Origin of the sequence: Streptomyces sp. AK08-02 (genome assembly GCF_033795085.1) — a bacterium.
GTDB classification, from domain to species: Bacteria; Actinomycetota; Actinomycetes; order Streptomycetales; family Streptomycetaceae; genus Streptomyces; species Streptomyces echiniscabiei.
The window spans coordinates 490,961-509,904 of record NZ_JARAZV010000004.1; the positions used below are offsets into that span (position 1 = coordinate 490,961).

The window sequence follows — 18,944 nt, forward strand, 5'->3', positions numbered from 1 at the left end:
GTGGCAGGCCCAGGCGATGGTCAAGTGTCCAAGAGGGAGGCGGGGTTCTGTCCATCGGGAGGGCAAGGAGGCGCGGGTATGGATCAGCGGCCTCCGCGGGATCTAGTGGCCGCCGCCTCCGAATGCCCTGAGAATGCGCTCGGCGGCCAGGGTGGCCGTCAACTCGCCGTCCCGTACCTGCTGTTCGAGGCCTGGCGTGAGCGCGCGTACGGTTTCGTCGGCGTGCAGGCGGCCCAGCAGGTCGTCGCGGACCATCGCCCAGGTCCAGTCGACCTGCTGGTCACGGCGTTTGGCGGCGAGGCGGCCGGTCGAGTCGAGCAGGGTCCGGTGTTGTTCGAGGCGGTCCCAGAGGGTGTCCAGGCCGGTCGACTCGCGCGCGCTGCACGTCAGCACGGGCGGTGCCCAGGCCGCGTCGTGGCCGTGCATCAGCCGCAGGGCGCCCGCCAGCTCCCGGGCGGCGGCCTGGGCGTCGCGCTGGTGCGGGCCGTCCGCCTTGTTGACGGCGATGACGTCCGCCAGCTCCAGGACGCCCTTCTTGATGCCCTGCAACTGGTCGCCGGTGCGGGCCAGCGTCAGCAGCAGGAACGAGTCGACCATGTTGGCGACGGCCGTCTCGGACTGACCGACGCCGACCGTCTCCACCAGCACCACGTCGTAGCCCGCCGCCTCCATCACCACGATCGACTCACGCGTCGCCTTGGCGACCCCGCCCAGCGTGCCCGCGGTGGGGGAGGGCCGGATGAAGGCGGCCGGGTCGACGGCCAGGCGTTCCATCCGGGTCTTGTCGCCCAGGATCGAGCCGCCCGTACGGCTGGACGACGGGTCCACGGCGAGCACGGCCACCCGGTGCCCCAGCCCCGTCAGCATCGTGCCGAACGCGTCGATGAACGTCGACTTCCCGACGCCGGGCACCCCGCTGACCCCGATCCGCCGGGCCCGGCCGCTGTGCGGGAGCAGCGCGGTCAGCAACTCCTGCGCCAGCGCCCGGTGCTGGGGCCGGGTCGACTCGACGAGGGTGATGGCCCGCGCCACGATCGCCCGCTTCCCGTCGACCACGCCCTTGACGTACGCGTCGAGATCGATCACAGGTCGTGCCCGAGGTCGGCCGAGAGCCGCTCGACGAGGTCGTAAGCCGCGTCCGGGATCACCGTCCCCGGCGGGAACACGGCCGCCGCGCCCATCTCCAGCAGGGTCGGCACGTCCTGCGGCGGGATCACCCCGCCGACGACGATCATGATGTCCTCCCGTCCCTCGGCCGCCAGCTCCTCGCGCAGCGCCGGTACGAGGGTGAGGTGCCCGGCGGCCAGCGAGGACACCCCGACGATGTGGACGTCCGCCTCCACCGCCTGCCGGGCCACCTCTCCGGGGGTCTGGAACAGGGGGCCGACGTCGACGTCGAAGCCGAGGTCGGCGAAGGCGGTGGCGATCACCTTCTGGCCTCGGTCGTGGCCGTCCTGGCCCATCTTGGCGACCAGGATGCGCGGCCGGCGCCCCTCGGCCTCCTCGAAGGCGTCCACCAGGGTGCGGGTGCGGTCGACGGACGGGGACTCGCCTGCTTCGTTGCGGTACACCCCGGCGATCGTACGGATCTGGCCCGCGTGCCGCCCGTACACCTTCTCCAGCGCGTCGGAGATCTCCCCGACCGTCGCCTTCGCGCGGGCGGCGTTCACCGCCAGCTCCAGCAGGTTGCCCTCACCGCCCGCCGCCCGGGTCAGCGCGTCCAGGGCGTCCTGGCAGGCCCGCTCGTCGCGCTCCGCGCGCAGCCGCCTCAGCTTCTCGATCTGCTGGGTGCGTACGGAGGAGTTGTCGACCTTGAGGACGTCGATCTGCTCGTCGGTCTCCACGCGGTACTTGTTGACGCCGATCACCGGCTGGCGCCCGGAGTCGATCCGGGCCTGGGTGCGGGCCGCGGCCTCCTCGATGCGCAGCTTGGGGATGCCCGCGTCGATGGCCTTCGCCATACCGCCCGCCGCCTCGACCTCCTCGATGTGCTGCCAGGCGCGGCGCGCGAGGTCGTACGTCAGCTTCTCGACGTACGCGCTGCCGCCCCACGGGTCGATGACCCGGGTCGTGCCCGACTCCTGCTGGATCAGCAGCTGGGTGTTGCGGGCGATGCGCGCCGAGAAGTCGGTGGGCAGCGCGAGCGCCTCGTCCAGGGCGTTGGTGTGCAGCGACTGGGTGTGGCCCTGCGTGGCGGCCATCGCCTCCACGGCCGTACGCGTGACGTTGTTGAACACGTCCTGCGCGGTCAGCGACCAGCCGGAGGTCTGCGAATGGGTGCGCAGGGAGAGGGACTTGGCGTTCTGCGGGTCGAACTGCCGCACCAGCTTCGCCCACAGCAGGCGTGCCGCGCGCAGTTTGGCGATCTCCATGAAGAAGTTCATGCCGATCGCCCAGAAGAAGGACAGGCGGGGTGCGAACGCGTCGACGTCCAGGCCCGCTTCACGGCCCGCCCGGATGTACTCGACCCCGTCCGCGAGCGTGTAGGCCAGCTCCAGATCGGCCGTCGCGCCCGCTTCCTGGATGTGATAGCCGGAGATCGAGATGGAGTTGTAGCGGGGCATCCGCTGCGAGGTGAAGGCGAAGATGTCGGAGATGATCCGCATCGACGGCTTCGGCGGATAGATGTAGGTGTTGCGGACCATGAACTCCTTGAGGATGTCGTTCTGGATGGTCCCCGCCAGCTTCTCGGGCGGCACGCCCTGTTCCTCCGCCGCCACGATGTACAGCGCGAGGACCGGCAGCACCGCGCCGTTCATCGTCATCGACACCGTCATCCTGTCCAGCGGGATGCCGTCGAAGAGCTGCCGCATGTCGTAGATCGAGTCGATCGCCACGCCCGCCATGCCGACGTCACCGGTCACGCGCGGGTGGTCGCTGTCGTAACCCCGGTGCGTGGGCAGGTCGAAGGCGACCGACAGACCCTTCTGGCCGGCCGCGAGGTTGCGGCGGTAGAAGGCGTTGGACTCCTCGGCGGTGGAGAAACCCGCGTACTGGCGGATCGTCCACGGCTGGTTGACGTACATCGTCGAGTACGGGCCCCGCAGATACGGCGCGGCACCCGGGTACGTCGACAGGAAGTCCAGGCCCTCCAGGTCACGGCCGGTGTACAGCGGCTTGACGGCGATGCCCTCCGGGGTTTCCCAGAAGGTCCCGTCCGAGCCGGTGGCCCCCTTGACGGCCGTACGCCAGTCGCCGGCGTCGGCCTGGGCGGCCGGGGTCCCCAGTTCGATCTTGGAGAAGTCGGGGATTCCCATCAGATCGCTCCCATGCGGTCGAGGGTGGCGGAGAGCACGGCGACGGCGTCGCAGCCCGCGAAGACGTACGCGTCGACGTCCGTGTACTGCCCGGGACGACCGGCGAGGAACACATGAGAGGCGCCGGACGCCTTGAGTTCCGCGGCCACGGTCGCCGCCTGCTCCTCGTACAGCGTGTCACTGGAGCAGAGGCAGGCCTCGCTGGCGCCGCTCTCCTCGAAGGTGCCCTCCGTGACGGGCTCGATGCCGCCCGCCTGGAAGAGGTTCGAGACGAAGGTCGTCCGCGCGGAGTGCGCGGCGGCGGGGCCGATGGCCGCCAGATAGACGCGCGGCCGGGACCCGGTGGCGGCGAGACGGGCGTCGGAGCGGGCGCGCAGAGCCTCGTACGCCTCGTCGCGCCGCACCCGGGGAAGTCCTCCGGGCGACGGCTCGGGCGCGGGCTCGCGTTCCGGGAGACGCTCGGCGAGATTCGGGAACTCGCTGACCCCGGTGATGGGCTCACGCCGCTTGGCCAGCTTGGCGGAACGGGCCGCCCAGGTGGCGGCCAGCGCCTCACCGAGGCGCCCGGAACGCAGGGCGGCGGCCTGACCGCCCGAACCCTCGATCCACTGGAAGAACTCCCAGCCCGCGTGGGCGAGTTCGTCGGTGAGCCGCTCCACGTACCAGGAGCCGCCCGCCGGGTCGATCACCCGCGCCAGATGCGACTCCTCGACCAGGATCGTCGACGTGTTGCGGGCGATACGGCGCGCGAACGCGTCCGGCAGGCCCAGCGCGTGGTCGAAGGGGAGCACGGTGACCGAGTCGGCGCCGCCGACCCCGGCCGCCAGGGTGGCGACCGTCGTGCGCAGCATGTTCACCCACGGGTCACGCCGCGACATCATCACCGGCGAGGTCACGGCGTGCTGCAGCTGCGCCCCGGCCGCCGGTGCCCCGGACACCTCGGCGACCCGGGCCCACAGCCGCCGGGCGGCGCGCAGCTTGGCGATCGTCAGGAACTGGTCGGCGGTGGCGGCGTAGCGGAACTCCAGCTGGGCACAGGCCTGTTCGACGGACAGCCCCGCCTCGGTCAGCTCCCGCAGGTAGGCGACCCCGGTCGCCAGGGACGCGCCCAGCTCCTGAGCTGCCGAGCCGCCCGCCTCGTGATACGGCAGCGCGTCCACGGTCAGGGCGCGCAGCCCCGGATACCCCTCGGCGCACAGTCGCGCCAGCTCGACGACCGGCGCGAAGGCCAACTCCTCACCCGTACGGGCCTCGTGACCCAGCGGGTCGCCACCGAGGTTGCCGCGAGCCGACTCCGCGGCGACGCCCCGCTCCTCGTAAAGCCGCAGCAACTCCCGTGCGGCGGGCGCGACTTCCCGTCCCGCGTCGAGGACGACGGGGGCCAGGTCCAGATACACACCGTCGAGGGCCCGGGCGAGCGACGACACCGGGATCGCGTCCGGGCCGACCGTGAGCCACAGCGAGGAGACGCCGTTCTCCAGGTCCGCGAGCACCGCGTCGCCGACGAGGGTCGTGTGCTGCTGCCGTACGTCCCAGCCTCCGACCGTGTTCCCCTCGGGGCGTCCGCCGCGTACGAAGGGGGCGAAGCCGGGGAACCCGGGGTCGGGGGACTCGTCGTGCGCCGTGTAGAGGGGCCGGGTGGTGAGCCCGTCCTCCAGCGCGGTGGACAGCGCGTCCTCGGCTGTCGCGGCGGAGACCTCCTTGCCCGCTTTGCGCAGGACGCCTTCCACCAGGCGCTGCCACTGCTCATGGGACGTGGAGGGGAACTCTGCGGCCAGTGAGAGCCCGTCGTTGGGCAGGACTGTCATGCCCGGATGCTAGGGCAGAGAGGTCCGGCCACAGCAGAGCCCCAGGCTGTGACCTTGACCTCGACCGAGCTGTGACGTCGGCCTCACGGTGGTCCGGGACCCCGCGAGGAGCGCGGCCGGCGGCCTTCACCACCCCGTTGCCGGCGGTGTTCGTCGCCCGCGACCGGCACGTCGGAGCAACGCGTGTCGGAGCCTCGGGCAGGCGTCCCGGAGTGCCGGGCGTGACCTCGTGCGGCGCACCATAATGAGGGGGAGGGCGGCGCCGGAGACAGCGTCGCAGGTGAGGTGGCCCATGGCAGCCCTGAGCGAGCACGACGACGCGGACGTGTCGGCCGACGAGGTCGCCGTCATGCTGCTCGACAGCGCGGGCATCGTGCAGGGCTGGTCGCACGCGGCGGCGGAACTGCTGGGGCGGTCGGCCGAGCAGGTCTGCGGTCGGCCGATGGCGGGGCTGCTCGCGGATCCGGTGCCGACGGGCGGTGTGGACGCGCGCGGCGACACCCCGTTCGTACCAACCGGACCGACCGTTTTCCGGCACGCCTCGGGCCTGCCCGTCGAGGCCACCGTCGACGAGGTGCGCCTGGCCGGTTCCTCCAAGATCGTCCTGCTTGCGGCGCCGACCCGCGAAGAGGGCGGACACGAACAGGGATCGTCGCTGCTGACCGCCCTGCTGGCCCAGTCCCTGCTCGGGGTCGTCCTCTGCGACACCGAACTGAGAGTCCTCCTCACGAACGTCACCGCCGAGGTGCACGGCTGGCCGCTGCTGCGACCGGGGCACCGCGTCGAGGACGTCATCGCCGCCGAGGACGCGCAGGAGGTCGGTGACCAGCTGCGCCGGGTACTGGAGACGGGGGCGCCGCTGCTCGCACGGGAACAGCGGATGCGCGCGCCGGACGGATCGGGGCGGGAGCGGTACGTGTCGGTGTCCGCCTTCCGGCTGGCGGACGGCCAGGACCGCCCGGCCGGGATCGCGGCGTTCTTCACCGACAGCACGGAACAGCGGCGGGCACGGCGGCGCACCAAGGTCGGCCACGAGGCGTCGGCGCGTATCGGGGACTCCCTGGACGTGACCCGTACCGCCCAGGACATCGCCGATGTGCTGGTCCCCGGCCTGGGAGACATGGCGACGGTGGAGATGGCCGAGGCCGTGCTGGAGGGCGAGGAACCGTCGAAGGTGATCCTTCCCGGCCACTGGCTGCGGCTCCGCCGGGTGGCTGTCGCCTCGGACACCGGCCCCTGGCCCGCCGAACTCGTCCCCGTGGGCGGGCTGATCCCGCGGTTCCCCGACGTACCGCAGGTGCGACGGGCCGCCATTCACGGGGACACCGTCTTCAACACGACCCGGCAGGAGATGGTCGACCTCCTCGGCGATCCCGAACTCATCCGGGCGACGATGCCCGAGCGAGGGCACTCCGCCGTGGTGTCCCCGCTGTACGCGCGCGGTCTGCTGCTGGGGTTCGTGACCGTCTGGCGGACCGAACAGCCGGAGGCCTTCGAGCAGGACGACGCCGACCTCGTGTTCGACATCGCCTCACGGGCCGCGCTCAGCGTGGACAACGCGCGCCAGTACACGCGCGAACACCGGGCGGCGGTCGCGCTGCAGCAGCGCCTGCTCCCACGTGCCACCACCAGGACCGCGGCGGCCGAGTCGGCGGGCTGCTACGTACCGGCCGGAGGCGGCGCGGACATCAGCGGTGACTGGTTCGACGCCATCCCGCTGCCGTCGCTGCGGGTCGCCTTCGTCGTCGGCGACGTCTTCGGCCACGGTCTGCACGCCGCGGCGATGATGGGGCGCCTGCGCACCGCGATCCGTACGCTCGCCGACCTCGAACTGGAACCGGGGGAACTCCTCATCCATCTGGACGACCTCGTCCAGCAACTCGCCGAGGAAGTCGACCCCCAGGAACGGGACACCGTCGGCGCCACCTGCCTCTACGCGGTCTACGATCCGCTCTCCGGCAACTGCTCCCTGGCCAGCGCGGGGCATCCGGCACCCGCGGTGATCGGGCCCGACGGCACCGCCCGGTCGGTCGAGGTGTCCCCGGGGCCACCCCTCGGCGTCGGCGGCATGCCCTTCGAGGTCACAGCCGTCTCCCTGGAACCCGGCAGTACCCTCGCGCTGTACACCGACGGTCTCGTGGAACGGATCGCGGGTGACGTCGACCAGGGCACCCGTGAACTGCTCGACACCCTCTCGTCGCTCTGCCGGGGCACCGGAACCCTGGAGGACATGGGTGGCGCCGTCATGGCCGGCGCCGCCGAGCCACCGCCCCGCGACGACATGGCGCTGCTCCTGGCCCGCCCCCGGCTGCTTCCGGCGAACGACATCGCCGACTGGCGGTTCCCCGACGACCCGGCGGCGGTGGCCGAGGCGCGCAACGTGGTCGCGCGCAGACTCGCCGACTGGGGGCTCGACCACCTGGCCTTCAGCACGGAGCTGATCGTCAGCGAACTGGTCACCAACGCGATGAGGTACGCGGGCGGCACCGTCGGACTGCGTCTCTTCCACGACGGCACCACCCTGGTGTGCGAGGTCCGGGACTCCAGCAACACCCAGCCACGCCTGCGCCGGGCACGAGCGGCCGACGAGGGCGGCCGAGGGCTGTTCCTGGTGGCGCAGCTCACCAGACGCTGGGGCAGCCGCTACCACCACAGCGGCAAGACCATCTGGGCGGAGCAGCCGATAGGCGCAGCCCCGGCCGCGGACGACGGACTCACCGCGATGTGGACCGACGCCGCCTCGTAGGCGACCGTGGACCGGACCGAACCCCGACGAGCAGAGAGCACACCATGAGGATCCATCTGACCAGCGTCTTCGTCGACGACCAGGACGAGGCCCTGCGCTTCTACACGGAAGTGCTGGGCTTCGTGAAGAAGACCGAGGTCCCGTTGGGCACCGACCGCTGGCTGACCGTGGTCTCGCCGGAGGATCCCGACGGAACCGAACTGCTGCTGGAGCCCTCCGGCCACCCCGCGGTGAAGCCGTACCGGGACGCCCTGGCGAAGGACGGAATCCCGGTCACCGCCTTCGCCGTGGCCGACGTGCACGCGGAGTACGACCGGCTGCGCGGACTGGGCGTGCGCTTCACCCAGGAGCCACTGGAGATGGGCCCGGTCACCACAGCGGTGCTGGACGACACCTGCGGCAATCTGATCCAGATCGTGCACCACGCGGGGTAGGACCAACGACCGGCGGCCGGCGGTGGGGGAAAGGCCCCGCGCCGGCCCCGAAAACCGGTGGCGGACCGTGTCGACGCACGCGACGATGCCCCCATGGATTCGCGTGAGCACGACAGCGGGGCAACGGCGGCCCGATGGACGGTCGCGACCGTCTACGACGACATGTGGGTCGACCCGGACGACGACCCGCGCGAGACCGACACCGAGATCGTCGACGAACGCGGCACGCTGCTCGAAGGCCTGCGCCACTACCGCCTCACCGTGGAGATGAAGTGCGCAGGGCTGGACGCCGAACAGATGGCCCGGCGCTCCGTACCGCCGTCCACGATGTCCCTGCTCGGGCTGGTGCGGCACCTGACCGAGGACGAACGGCACTTCCGCCGGGTGATGGCCGGCGACGACGCGCCCAAGTTGTACCGCACCGACGACGACCGTGACGGCGACTGGAACGGCGCGGTCGCGGATCCGGCCGTTGTGGAGGACGCCTGGAAGCAGTGGCGGGCGGAGACGGAACTCACCGACCGGTTCATCGCCGGTGTCGCCGACCTGGGCACCACGAACGCCGGCTTCTCCGACCTCGGCGCCGAGCCCGGCGGGCAGCTCCAGCTCCGTGACGTCCTGTCGGCGCATGTCAACGAGTACGCGCGGCACTGCGGCCACGCGGACCTTCTGCGCGAGCGGATCGACGGCCGCGTGGGCCAGTGACCACCGGCGCGGGACCGGCTCGTCACCGCTGAGACGGCAAGGACGGGAAACTCGTCGCGCCACCGATGAGTTTCCGTCCGAGGATCGGTCGAAAGAGGTGACAGGTTCCCGCTCCAGGAGGTACTCCATGACCACCGACGGATTCACCACGTGTCTCTGGTTCGACGGCCAGGCCGAGGAAGCCGCCCACTTCTACGTCTCGGTCTTCAAGAACTCGACCATCGGCAGGATCGGCTACTACAACGAGGCGGGCCCCGCCCCCGCCGGTGGTGTGCTGGCCGTCGACTTCGTGGCCAACGGCCAGAAGTTCGTCGCTCTGAACGGCGGCCCGCAGTTCAAGTTCACCGAGGCCGTCTCCTTCCAGATCTACTGCGCGGACCAGCAGGAGGTCGACCACTACTGGGCCAAGCTCGCCGAGGGCGGCGGCGAGGGCGGTCCCTGCGGGTGGCTCAAGGACAAGTACGGCCTGTCCTGGCAGGTCGTCCCGGACGGCCTGATCGAGATGATCAGCGACCCGGACACGGAGAAGGCCGTCCGCACCACCAAGGCCATGTACGCGATGAGCAAGCTGGACATCGCCGCCCTGAAGAAGGCGTACGCGGGGGAGTAGGGGCGTACCCGGCCGACCGTCGGGCCCGAACCGCCCCTCCCGGGCGGTTCAGGCCGGTTGGCCGGCCGGTGTGCGGCGCCGTGCGGTACACGCCGTGCGGCATGCCGGTCGACGGCGAACTCCAGCGCGTCGGCCTCACTCGGCCAGGATCTCCCTGATCACATGCCGGGAGTTCGCGGCGAGCACCGGATTTGTCACCCGGTAGTACGGCAGCTGGATCAGCGAGATCGACAGCGCCCAGCCACGCCCGCGCGCCCACTCGGCGTCGTCCGCGCCGACCGCCTCCCGGAAGGTGCCACGGACACCGGCGGGCAGCAGGTTCCAGGCCACGATCAGGTCGACGGCCGGATCACCGATCCCGGTACAGCCGAAGTCGATCACGGCATTCAGCCGCCCCTCGGTGACCAGCACGTTCCCCGGGGAGAGGTCCGCGTGCGCCCAGACCGGCGGGCCCGCGTGTTCGGGAGCCCGCAGAGCCTTCTCCCACAGGGCTGTCACCGCCTCCGTGTCCACCCGGTCCGCGGTCCCCGTCAGCCGGGCGAGGGCCGCCCGAGTGTCCGTGTCCCGTGCCGACAGCGGAACCGCCCGGGCGTGGGCCGGCCCGCCACCGGCGTCGACGCGGCGCAGGGCGCGGACGAAACCGGCGAGTTCCCGGGCCAGTGTCTCGGGCGAGCGGAGGGCGTCGACCGCCGGATTCCGCCCGTCCAGCCAGCCGAACACGGACCAGGGCCAGGGGAACTCCTCGTCGGCGCCGCCCCGCCCGAGCGGCTCGGGCACGGCGACCGGCAGCCGGGGCCCCAGCAGGGAGAGCCAGCGCTGCTCGTGCGCGATGCCGCCGACCGCGCCGGGATGTCTCGGCAGCCGGACGACCAGATCACAGCCGAGCCGGAACATGGCGTTCTCGGTCCCGGCGGACTCCAACCGCTCCACCGGCAGCCCCGCCCACTCGGGAAACTGGCGGGCGATCAGGCGTCGGACCAGCGAGGCATCGATCTCCACCTCGTCCGAATGCATCTTCATGGCAGGCATGGGCCCATCCCAGCCGCCGACGGGCCCGTGGTCCACCGAATTTCCACGGCACGGACACACGTGGGTGCCTCCGCGGGGTCGTCCGGTGCGAACGCCCCGCGGCCGGGCCTCAGCTCACGGTGTCATCCCGTTGGTGCACGCGGCACCGGGCTCGGGCGTCTGCTCGCCCTGGACGTACTTGTCGAGGAACGCGGCGACCCGGGGGTCCGACGCCTTGTCGACCTTGAGCTGGTGCTCCCAGGCGCTGAGCACGATCGGCGACGACTGGTCCTCGTAGGGACTCATGAAGGTGTACGACGTGTTCGTCACCTTCTCGGAGAGCGTCTCGACGTCCGCCTTGGCCGCCTTGTCGCTGTACGTGATCCACACGGCGCCGTGTTCGAGGGCGTGCACCGCGTTCTCGTTGGGGACCACCTTCGTGTAGACCTGCCGGTCGCAGTTCACCCACACCTGGTTGTGGTCGCCGCCCACGGGCGGGCTCATCTTGTAGGTGACGGCCTTGGCCACGTGGTTCTGGGTGAGCTTGGACCAGCTCTTCACGCCGGATATCGGCGCCGCCTTCGCCTCTTCCTTGTCCTGGGCGGAGTCGACGAGAAGCCAGCCGCCGCCGGCCAGGCCGACGAGTATGACGGCGGTCGCGCCGAGCGTGAGCAGACGCATACGGCGCTCACGGGCCTGCTCGGTCTTGCGCAGCTCCTCCATGTGGGCGCGGCGGGCCGCGGTCTTCGCCTTGGCGTTGGATGTACCCATGGGATGTCCTTCTCCGAGCCGTACCTGTCTGCGGGCACGGCGCTGCAAGCTGGGGTGATGGTCGTGGCTGAGCGGGTCGGCCACGCTCTAGACCCGGAGCAGTTGCAGTTCGTGGAGATCGGGAGGGCGGGCGGTCCCCGGGACCCGCGACGGGCCGAGCGGCAGCCGGGCGGGGTCGGTGCTCGGCTGGTCCAGCGCGGCGGCCCGGTCCGCGCCGACGAAGGGGGCGTGGTTGAGGACGCCGTGCTGTCCGGGCGCGTGACAGCCGTGGTGCGGACTCTCCTGACAGGGGTCCCGGTCGGCGATGTGCACGACGTGCGCGGACGCCGACCGAGAGGTCCCGGCGTCCGGCGAGGGCAGGGAGCCGGCGCAGGTGAAGGCGAACGTCGCGAGGGCGAGCACGAGGACCATGACGCCACCCAGCAGATGCGGGAGGCCGCCACGGGCATGGCGCGCCGCGAGGCGGCGTCGTACCCGTGCAGCGGACATCTGGACACCTGGAGGTAGGGGAGGGGCCAAGGAGACGAGCGCCGATGAAATTATCAGACCGCAGTGGCGTGTTGGAGCCGCGCCCCATCACTCCAGCGGCCTCAGCGGCCGCGGAGGTGTCCGCAGGTCTGTAACAGCCCGGGCCCTTCGGCGCGCGGCCCGGACGAAGCCTGACTAGCGTGAGGATCCGGACAACCCGTGAGCTCGACGAGACCGGAGAGGCCGCAGCCATGGCCGTGCAACCTGAGGGAACCCCCTGTTGGGCCGACGCGATGTTCAGCGACGTCGAGGGAGCCAAGAGCTTCTACGGCGAGGTGCTGGGCTGGACCTTCGGCGAGTCGTCGTCGGAGTACGGCAACTACACGCAGGCGTACGCCGACGGCAAGGCGGTCGCCGCGGTCGTCCCGCCCATGCCCGGCCAGGAAGGTCAGTCGGCGTGGTGCCTGTACCTGGCCTCACCGGACGCCGCCGCCACCGCCTCCAGGATTCGGGACAACGGGGGCGAGCTGCTGATGGAGCCGATGCAGGTGGGCGAGTTCGGCACCATGTGCCTGGCCCGCGACCCCAGCGGTGTCGTCTTCGGTGTCTGGCAGGGCGGTATCCACGAGGGCTTCGAAGCGGGACCCGAACAGCCCGGCGCCTACTGCTGGGCCGAGGTCTTCACGCGCGAGGCCGAGAAGTCGGACACTTTCTTCCAGAACGTTTTCGGCTACAGGGCCAAGCAGATGCAGGACGACGCCGTCGACTTCCGTATGTACAACCTGGGCGACGACACCGTCCTCGGCCGGATGCGGATGACGGACGAATTCCCGCCCGAGGTGGCGCCGTACATCAACGTGTACTTCGGCGTCGGCAACTGCGACGAGGCCGTCGCCACGGCCACGAAGCTCGGCGCCGTGCTGCGCTTCGGGCCGATGGACACCCCGTTCGGCAGGTTCGCCGCCCTGAGCGATCCGCAGGGCGCCAACTTCTCCGTCATCGACGTCACGACGACGGCGGGCGAACTGCCCAAGTCGGTGGACGTGGGCTGAGCGAGGCGGCCCACGAAGGCCGGGAGCCCGCCGCACACATGGCATGATCGAGCGCATGCGTGAACGTGTGGTGGCCGCGTGCGACGGGGCTTCGAAAGGGAATCCGGGACCGGCGGGCTGGGCCTGGGTGGTGGCCGACGGCTCGGAGAACCCGGATCGCTGGGAGGCCGGACCGCTCGGCCGGGCCACCAACAACGTCGCCGAACTCACCGCACTGGAACGCCTGTTGACGGCTGTCGCGCCGGACGTACCGCTGGAGATCCGGATGGACTCCCAGTACGCGATGAAGGCCGTCACCACCTGGCTGCCCGGCTGGAAGCGCAAGGGCTGGAAGACGGCCGCCGGCAAGCCGGTCGCCAACCAGGAACTCGTCGTCCGTATCGACGAACTGCTCGCCGGACGCTCGGTCGAGTTCCGTTACGTACCCGCCCACCAGGTCGACGGCGACAGGCTCAACGACTTCGCCGACCGCGCCGCCAGCCAGGCGGCGATCGTGCAGCAGCCGGCCGGCAGCGACCTCGGCTCCCCCCGGCCTCCGGCCTCGCCCGACACCCCACGCTCCACGGCCACGAAGTCCTCCGGCGCGTCAGGCACGTCCGCCACGAAGACGCCCCGACCGCGAAGCGGCAGCTCGGGCGGTGCCGGCCGCACCCTCAAGGCCAAGTTCCCCGGCCGCTGCCTCTGCGGAAAGGCCTACGCGGCCGGCGAGACCATCGCCAAGAACGCCCAGGGCTGGGGTCACCCGGAGTGCCGTACGGGCGACGTCTGAGGGCGTCCGACCTCGTCCCACGTCACCGGAACACCGGTGGACGGCGTTTCGGCGTTCCCGCATCCTGCTACCCTCCGACGCTAACTGACCACCTTCCGTAATCGCTAGGGGTGTGTGTGAAGGTCGCCTGTGTCGGAGGCGGGCCCGCCGGCCTGTATCTCTCGATCCTGTTGAAGCTGCGGGATCCGTCCCACGAGGTCACCGTGTACGAGCGCGACCCGGCGGGCTCGACCTACGGCTGGGGCGTCACCTACTGGCGCGGACTGCTCGACAAACTCCACGACCACGACCCCGAGTCCGCGCGGGCCATCGGCGACGCCTCGGTGTCCTGGAACGACGGAGTCGCCCGCGTGGGTGACAGCGAGACCAGACATCCGGGCGACGAGGGCTTCGGCATCGGTCGCCACAAGCTCCTCGACATCCTCGCCGACCGAGCCCGGCAACTGGGCGTACGGCTGGAGTTCGAGCGCGGGATCACCGACGCCGACGACGCGGCACTGGCCGACGCCGACCTCGTCGTGGCCGCCGACGGTGTCAACAGCGCGCTGCGCGAACAGCGCACCGAGCACTTCGGCGCCCATCTGAGGGCCGGACGCAACCGGTACATCTGGCTCGGCACCACCAAGGTCTTCGACGCCTTCACCTTCGACTTCAGGGAGACGGAGCACGGCTGGATCTGGTGCTACGGCTACGGCTACAGCGAGGACCACAGCACCTGCGTCGTCGAGTGCGCCCCCGAGACGTGGAGCGGACTCGGCCTCGACCGGGCGAACGAGGCCGACGGTCTGGCCCTGCTGGAGAAGCTCTTCGGCGACCTGCTGGACGGTCACCCCCTGATCGGCCGCGCCGCCGCCGACGGCGCCGCCCAGTGGCTCAACTTCCGCACCCTCACCAACCGGACCTGGCACCGCGGCAACCTCGTCCTGCTGGGCGACGCCGCCCACACCACGCACTACTCCATCGGCGCCGGTACCACCCTCGCGCTGGAGGACGCCATCGCCCTGGCCGACGCCCTGCGCGCCCACCCCGACCTGCCCGCGGCCCTCGCCGCCTACGAGAAGCGGCGCACCTCGGAACTGCTCTCCATCCAGAGCGCGGCCCGCTACAGCGCCCAGTGGTACGAGAACCTGCCGCGCTACATCCGGCTGCCCCCGGCCCGGATGTTCGCCCTGCTCGGCCAGCGCCACTCGCCCCTGCTGCCCTATGTGCCGCCCCAGCTGTACTACGGCATCGACCGGGCGGCGGGGCGCCTTGAGGCGCTGCGCCGGTTCAAGCGGTGGCTCGGCCCCAAGCTCGCCAGGACCGCACAGACACGGGCACTGGCCTCCCGTACCCGGGAAGAGGCCGAGGTCTCCGGCGGCTAGCCGGGTCACAACCGGAGTGTTATTGGGTGAATGGCGATTCACCGCTATGGTGAATCGCCATTCACCCCTTCTTTGTCGCGTAGAGCGGCCGGCCGCTGGAGCACCGATGGACCAGCCTGTCCCGATACCCACCCCGTCGGCCCCACCCGATCCGTCCGCCCGGCGGCCCCTGCGTGACCGGATGACCGTTCCCGCGCTGGCGTTCGGCGGGATGCTCATGGCGATCATGCAGACCGTGGTCATCCCGCTGCTGCCCGACCTGCCCCGGCTGACGGGCGCCTCACCCGGCGCGGTCTCCTGGATGGTGACCGCGACCCTTCTGTCCGGCGCCGTTCTCACCCCGGTGCTGGGCCGCGCCGGCGACATGTACGGCAAACGGCGGGTACTGATCGCGGCTCTGGGGCTGATGGTCCTCGGCTCGGTCATGTGCGCCCTGTCCTCCGACATCGGCGTGCTCGTCACGGCCCGCGCCCTGCAGGGCGCCGCGTCCGCCGTCGTCCCCCTGTCGATCAGCATCCTGCGCGACGAACTGCCGCCCGAGCGCACCGGAAGCGCGGTCGCGCTGATGAGCTCCACCGTCGGGATCGGCGCCGCCCTCGGGCTGCCGCTCGCCGCGTTGATCGTCCAGTACGCGAACTGGCACGTCATGTTCTGGGCGACCGCGGGCCTCGGCACGGTGGGCGTGACGGCGGTGTGGTGGGCGGTGCGCGAGTCGCCCGTCCGTGAGCCGGGGCGCTTCGACGTCGTGGGCGCGCTGGGACTGGCCGTCGGGCTGGTGTGTCTGCTCCTCGGCATCGTCGAGGGCGGTGCGTGGGGGTGGGGCAGTGCACGCGTCCTGGGGCTGTTCCTCGGTGCCGTCGCGATGCTCGGCCTGTGGTGGTGGCACCAACTGCGCACCCCGCGGCCCCTGGTGGACCTGCGGCTGGTGTCCCGGCCCCGGGTCGGTCTGTCCCATGTCGCCGCCCTGCTGACCGGGTTCGCCTTCTACTCCAACTCCCTGGTGACGGCCCAGCTGGTCCAGGCGCCCGAGGCCACCGGCTACGGGCTCGACCTGACCATCGTCCAGACGGGCCTCGTCCTGCTGCCGGGCGGCATCGTCATGCTGGTGTTCTCTCCCGTCTCGGCCCGCCTCTCGGCCCGGTACGGACCGCGGGTCACCCTGGCCGTCGGCACGGCGGTCATCGCGCTCGGCTATGTCGTGCGCATCGCGGACAGCCGCGACCTGTGGATGATCATGGTGGGTGCCGCGGTCGTCGGGATGGGCACCACCTTCGCCTACTCGGCGCTGCCCATGCTGATCCTGGGAGCCGTGCCGCCCGGTCAGACCGCCTCCGCCAACGGTGTCAACGTCCTGATGCGCACGGTCGGCCAGGCCATGTGCAGCGCCGTCGTCGTCGCCGTGCTGGTACGCCACACCAGCCGGGTCGGCGGTGTCCCGGTACCCACCCTGCACGGCTATCTGCTGGCCTTCTCGATGGCGGGCGTCGTCGCCCTGCTGGCCTGCGCGGCGGCCCTCGCCATCCCCGGCGACCCGGTCTCCGGCTCCACCCGGCGCGCCCGTGAGCACGCACCGGCAGCACGGGACGGGGCGATGGAGGGAGCATGAGCGCCGTGCCCACACCACCGACCACCGACACCGATCCGTCCCCGGCCACGCCCCCGCGCCGGGACGCGGAGCAGACCAGGGCCGCCATCCTGCGCGCCGCCCGCCACCTCCTCGCCCGCCACGCCCAGGCCGACATCACACTCAGGGCGGTCGCCGAACGCGCCGGTGTCAGCCCGCCGTTGATCCTCAAGTACTTCGGCAACAAGGACGCCCTCTTCGCCCGCGTCATGTCCTTCGACCAGGACGCCGACGCTCTCCTCGACGCACCACTGGACGATCTCGGCCGCCATATGGTCCGCCATCTCCTCACCGGTCAGACCGAGCGCGGCGCCGACCCCGTCCTGCGGATCGTGTTCGCCCCCTTCCAGGGCGACCGCGGCGACGTCATGCGGGCCAACTTCCGCACCCAGGTGAGCGGCCGCCTCGCCGGCCGGCTCACCGGCCCCGACGCGGGCCTGCGCGCCGAACTGGCCGTCGCCACCCTGCTGGGCCTGGGCGTCATGTACGGCATCGCCCGCGGCACGCATCTGCGGGAGGCGACGATCGACGACATCGTGAGCCGGTACGCCCCCACCGTGCAGGCCCTTCTCGCTCCTTGACGGGGCGTCGACGGGGCCTTGCCGGGCCTCAGCGCAGCAGCCGGTCGAGGAACGCGTTCCCGAACACGCCGTGCGGGTCCAGCCGGTCCAGGGTGGCGACGGCCTCCCGCCACACGGTGTCTCCGTAGGAGGCCGGGACCGCCGTGCCGATGACCTCCTCGTCGCTCCACCCGGCCGTGTCCGTGTACGCCCAGCCCTTGGACCACTCGACCCGGGTCAGCGCGTGCCCGCCGTCGTACGTCGTGAGCAGGAACTGTTCGAGCTCGCGGAAGAACTCCTGCGCGTACGGCGTCCCGGGCAGTGTCAGTACGTCCAGCCAGACGGCGGTGTCCCATTCGGGACGCCCGTCGACCGGTCGCAGCGCGGACAGCAGCGGGGCGTGGGCGCCGGTCGAGTCGGCGTCGCCCGGGCGGTCGAGTCCGGTGGCGCGGATCTCGACCGTGCCGTTGACCGGGAAGCGGCCCGACGCGGCGTAGGCGGCCAGTCGTTCCCGGTAGAACTCGGTGAACTCCGCGATGACACGCTGCACCTGGGCCCGGCCGGTCAGCACCGCGTACCCGTTGGCGGTGACCCGCAGAGTCGTCGGCCTGACGTACAGCAGCGTGTTCTTCGACGGCCCCCAGATGTCCGCCGACAGTGTCGTCACGAGCCCGAGCGCGGCCACGTCCAGCTGCGCGTTGCCGAGCACCGGCGCGAGATACCAGGCCCCGTCGGAGAGGATCCGCCCGACGAGGTCGGCCACCGGGGTCGGGACGTTGTCGGAGAAGGGATAGTTGTACGGCGACGACACACGCCGCGAGGCCAGCGGTCTGGTCGGTGCGACGCTCCACACCTTCAGCCAGGGGAACTCGGTGAAGGCGAACCAGATCGTCTCGACCCGCCCGGCCTCGTCCAGGAAACTCGCGAAGGTCCGCCCGCCGGAACCGCCGCCGGGCGCCGCGAAGAGCTCGGCCGCCGAGATGTCCGTACGGCTGACACAGCGCAGATTGCCGTTCGCCCCCGCCCGCAGCACCACCTCGACGACCAGGGACCGGCCGAGGTGGGTGAGAAGTGCCGCGCAGTCCGCCTCGTCGCGGTGGAACGTCCGCAGGGCGTAGGCGCCGGAGTCCACGTCCCACACGACCGCCGTCAGCGACAGCACGAGGTTGCTGAGCGAGCCGTACGTGTGGCCGGGCGACCTGGTCTCGCCGGTGGCCGGTACGGCGGTGCCGTGCGCGTCGACGGCCAGCGCGCCGCCCAGCGTGAGGTCGCCGGGTGCGGGCGCCGCGGTGACCCCGAGCCCGTGCCGCTCCAGGTAGGTGAGCAGGGCCTCCAGGGTGACACCGGTGCCGGCGCGCACGGCGGCGGGGCCGGTGGACTCCAGGGCGAGGCCGGTGAGCCGGGGAGCGGTGTCGACGAGCAGTACGCGCGCGCCGGACTCCGTGCCGGCGGTGACCGTGAGGGGCGACCAGCCGTGCGCGGAGCCCCGGGCGCGGACCGTCCAGCCGTGCTGCCAGGCCCAGTTGACCACGGCGACGACCTGGTCCGGGTCGGCCGGCGCGCAGGCCCACAGTCCGTCGGCGGTGATCTCGCCGGCCCAGTTGCGGTAGCCGGATCGGTAGGGCGTGACGGCCGCAGGGAAGCCGGGAAGCTCGGCGGCGGCGACGGCGGGGTCGGCGGCGATCGGAACCAGGGCGAGGGAGGCCGCGCCGAGCAGAAAGCCGCGGCGCGCCAAGTGATCAACCATCAGCTCACGCTAAAGGGTGAT

At 71.5% G+C, this 18,944-nt stretch carries 16 protein-coding genes; 9 read left to right on the plus strand and 7 right to left on the minus strand.

The features are described from left to right. Nucleotides 1-102: 102 nt before the first annotated feature. The 3 genes from meaB to PV734_RS10770 are packed head-to-tail and all read right to left on the minus strand — an operon-like array spanning nucleotide 103 to nucleotide 5,065. Nucleotides 103-1,086, minus strand: coding sequence for a methylmalonyl Co-A mutase-associated GTPase MeaB (meaB, locus tag PV734_RS10760; RefSeq protein ID WP_319289337.1), 984 nt, complete (start codon nucleotides 1,084-1,086; stop codon nucleotides 103-105). Beyond that, on the minus strand, nucleotides 1,083-3,257 hold the full coding sequence (gene scpA, locus PV734_RS10765; protein ID WP_319090743.1) for a methylmalonyl-CoA mutase: 2,175 nt from the start codon (nucleotides 3,255-3,257) through the stop codon (nucleotides 1,083-1,085). The genes meaB and scpA overlap by 4 nt, the downstream gene beginning before the upstream one ends. Further along, nucleotides 3,257-5,065, minus strand: a complete 1,809-nt coding sequence (locus tag PV734_RS10770) for a methylmalonyl-CoA mutase subunit beta (RefSeq protein WP_319289338.1) — start codon at nucleotides 5,063-5,065, stop codon at nucleotides 3,257-3,259. The genes scpA and PV734_RS10770 overlap by 1 nt, the downstream gene beginning before the upstream one ends. A 292-nt stretch (nucleotides 5,066-5,357) precedes the next feature. On the opposite strand from PV734_RS10770, the gene PV734_RS10775 reads away from it, so the two are divergent. The 4 genes from PV734_RS10775 (at nucleotide 5,358) to PV734_RS10790 (ending at nucleotide 9,560) form a co-directional block, all read left to right on the plus strand. Further along, a complete protein-coding gene (locus tag PV734_RS10775) occupies nucleotides 5,358-7,811 on the plus strand; it encodes a SpoIIE family protein phosphatase (RefSeq protein ID WP_319090741.1) in 2,454 nt (817 codons plus the stop codon). A 44-nt stretch (nucleotides 7,812-7,855) separates the two neighbouring features. Next, nucleotides 7,856-8,245, plus strand: coding sequence for a VOC family protein (locus PV734_RS10780; RefSeq protein WP_319090740.1), 390 nt, complete (start codon nucleotides 7,856-7,858; stop codon nucleotides 8,243-8,245). Between the two features lie 93 nt (nucleotides 8,246-8,338). Beyond that, nucleotides 8,339-8,950, plus strand: a complete 612-nt coding sequence (locus PV734_RS10785; protein WP_319289339.1) for a DinB family protein — start codon at nucleotides 8,339-8,341, stop codon at nucleotides 8,948-8,950. A gap of 127 nt (nucleotides 8,951-9,077) precedes the next feature. Next, nucleotides 9,078-9,560, plus strand: a complete 483-nt coding sequence (locus PV734_RS10790; protein ID WP_319289340.1) for a VOC family protein — start codon at nucleotides 9,078-9,080, stop codon at nucleotides 9,558-9,560. Between the two features lie 135 nt (nucleotides 9,561-9,695). Here PV734_RS10790 and PV734_RS10795 read toward each other — a convergent pair whose 3' ends face one another. From PV734_RS10795 to PV734_RS10805, 3 genes are all read right to left on the minus strand, one after another. Next, a complete protein-coding gene (locus PV734_RS10795) occupies nucleotides 9,696-10,574 on the minus strand; it encodes an aminoglycoside phosphotransferase family protein (protein ID WP_415924187.1) in 879 nt (292 codons plus the stop codon). Between the two features lie 129 nt (nucleotides 10,575-10,703). Continuing rightward, the gene (locus PV734_RS10800; protein WP_319090736.1) at nucleotides 10,704-11,339 is read right to left on the minus strand and encodes a DUF3105 domain-containing protein; all 636 of its coding nucleotides are present in this window, start codon (nucleotides 11,337-11,339) and stop codon (nucleotides 10,704-10,706) included. 87 nt (nucleotides 11,340-11,426) lie between these two features. After that, nucleotides 11,427-11,828, minus strand: a complete 402-nt coding sequence (locus tag PV734_RS10805; protein ID WP_319090735.1) for a hypothetical protein — start codon at nucleotides 11,826-11,828, stop codon at nucleotides 11,427-11,429. A gap of 230 nt (nucleotides 11,829-12,058) precedes the next feature. Between PV734_RS10805 and PV734_RS10810 the strand changes: the two genes are divergently transcribed. The 5 genes from PV734_RS10810 (at nucleotide 12,059) to PV734_RS10830 (ending at nucleotide 17,197) form a co-directional block, all read left to right on the plus strand. After that, entirely contained in the window at nucleotides 12,059-12,859 is an 801-nt protein-coding gene (locus tag PV734_RS10810; protein WP_319091310.1) for a VOC family protein, read from the plus strand. A gap of 43 nt (nucleotides 12,860-12,902) precedes the next feature. Then, entirely contained in the window at nucleotides 12,903-13,628 is a 726-nt protein-coding gene (locus PV734_RS10815; RefSeq protein WP_319289341.1) for a ribonuclease H, read from the plus strand. Nucleotides 13,629-13,738: 110 nt separating this feature from the next. Next, the gene (locus tag PV734_RS10820; RefSeq protein WP_319289342.1) at nucleotides 13,739-14,992 is read left to right on the plus strand and encodes an FAD-dependent monooxygenase; all 1,254 of its coding nucleotides are present in this window, start codon (nucleotides 13,739-13,741) and stop codon (nucleotides 14,990-14,992) included. 106 nt (nucleotides 14,993-15,098) lie between these two features. Then, entirely contained in the window at nucleotides 15,099-16,598 is a 1,500-nt protein-coding gene (locus PV734_RS10825) for an MFS transporter (RefSeq protein WP_319090732.1), read from the plus strand. Beyond that, nucleotides 16,595-17,197, plus strand: coding sequence for a TetR family transcriptional regulator (locus PV734_RS10830; RefSeq protein WP_319289343.1), 603 nt, complete (start codon nucleotides 16,595-16,597; stop codon nucleotides 17,195-17,197). The genes PV734_RS10825 and PV734_RS10830 overlap by 4 nt, the downstream gene beginning before the upstream one ends. Before the next feature lie 28 nt (nucleotides 17,198-17,225). On the opposite strand, the gene PV734_RS10835 is transcribed toward PV734_RS10830, so the two are convergent. Then, nucleotides 17,226-18,923: a cholesterol oxidase substrate-binding domain-containing protein gene (locus tag PV734_RS10835; protein ID WP_319090729.1), complete on the minus strand. Its 1,698-nt coding sequence runs from the start codon at nucleotides 18,921-18,923 to the stop codon at nucleotides 17,226-17,228. Nucleotides 18,924-18,944 lie beyond the last annotated feature (21 nt).

Coding starts and splice junctions, on each gene's coding strand:
- PV734_RS10825 (WP_319090732.1), top strand. CDS start 15,099: ATGGACCAGCCTGTCCCGATACCCACCCCGTCGGCCCCACCCGATCCG.
- PV734_RS10785 (WP_319289339.1), top strand. CDS start 8,339: ATGGATTCGCGTGAGCACGACAGCGGGGCAACGGCGGCCCGATGGACG.
- PV734_RS10775 (WP_319090741.1), top strand. CDS start 5,358: ATGGCAGCCCTGAGCGAGCACGACGACGCGGACGTGTCGGCCGACGAG.
- PV734_RS10805 (WP_319090735.1), bottom strand. CDS start 11,828: ATGTCCGCTGCACGGGTACGACGCCGCCTCGCGGCGCGCCATGCCCGT.
- PV734_RS10830 (WP_319289343.1), top strand. CDS start 16,595: ATGAGCGCCGTGCCCACACCACCGACCACCGACACCGATCCGTCCCCG.
- PV734_RS10810 (WP_319091310.1), top strand. CDS start 12,059: ATGGCCGTGCAACCTGAGGGAACCCCCTGTTGGGCCGACGCGATGTTC.
- PV734_RS10835 (WP_319090729.1), bottom strand. CDS start 18,923: ATGGTTGATCACTTGGCGCGCCGCGGCTTTCTGCTCGGCGCGGCCTCC.
- PV734_RS10815 (WP_319289341.1), top strand. CDS start 12,903: ATGATCGAGCGCATGCGTGAACGTGTGGTGGCCGCGTGCGACGGGGCT.
- PV734_RS10780 (WP_319090740.1), top strand. CDS start 7,856: ATGAGGATCCATCTGACCAGCGTCTTCGTCGACGACCAGGACGAGGCC.
- PV734_RS10770 (WP_319289338.1), bottom strand. CDS start 5,065: ATGACAGTCCTGCCCAACGACGGGCTCTCACTGGCCGCAGAGTTCCCC.
- PV734_RS10800 (WP_319090736.1), bottom strand. CDS start 11,339: ATGGGTACATCCAACGCCAAGGCGAAGACCGCGGCCCGCCGCGCCCAC.
- scpA (WP_319090743.1), bottom strand. CDS start 3,257: ATGGGAATCCCCGACTTCTCCAAGATCGAACTGGGGACCCCGGCCGCC.
- PV734_RS10790 (WP_319289340.1), top strand. CDS start 9,078: ATGACCACCGACGGATTCACCACGTGTCTCTGGTTCGACGGCCAGGCC.
- PV734_RS10795 (WP_415924187.1), bottom strand. CDS start 10,574: ATGCATTCGGACGAGGTGGAGATCGATGCCTCGCTGGTCCGACGCCTG.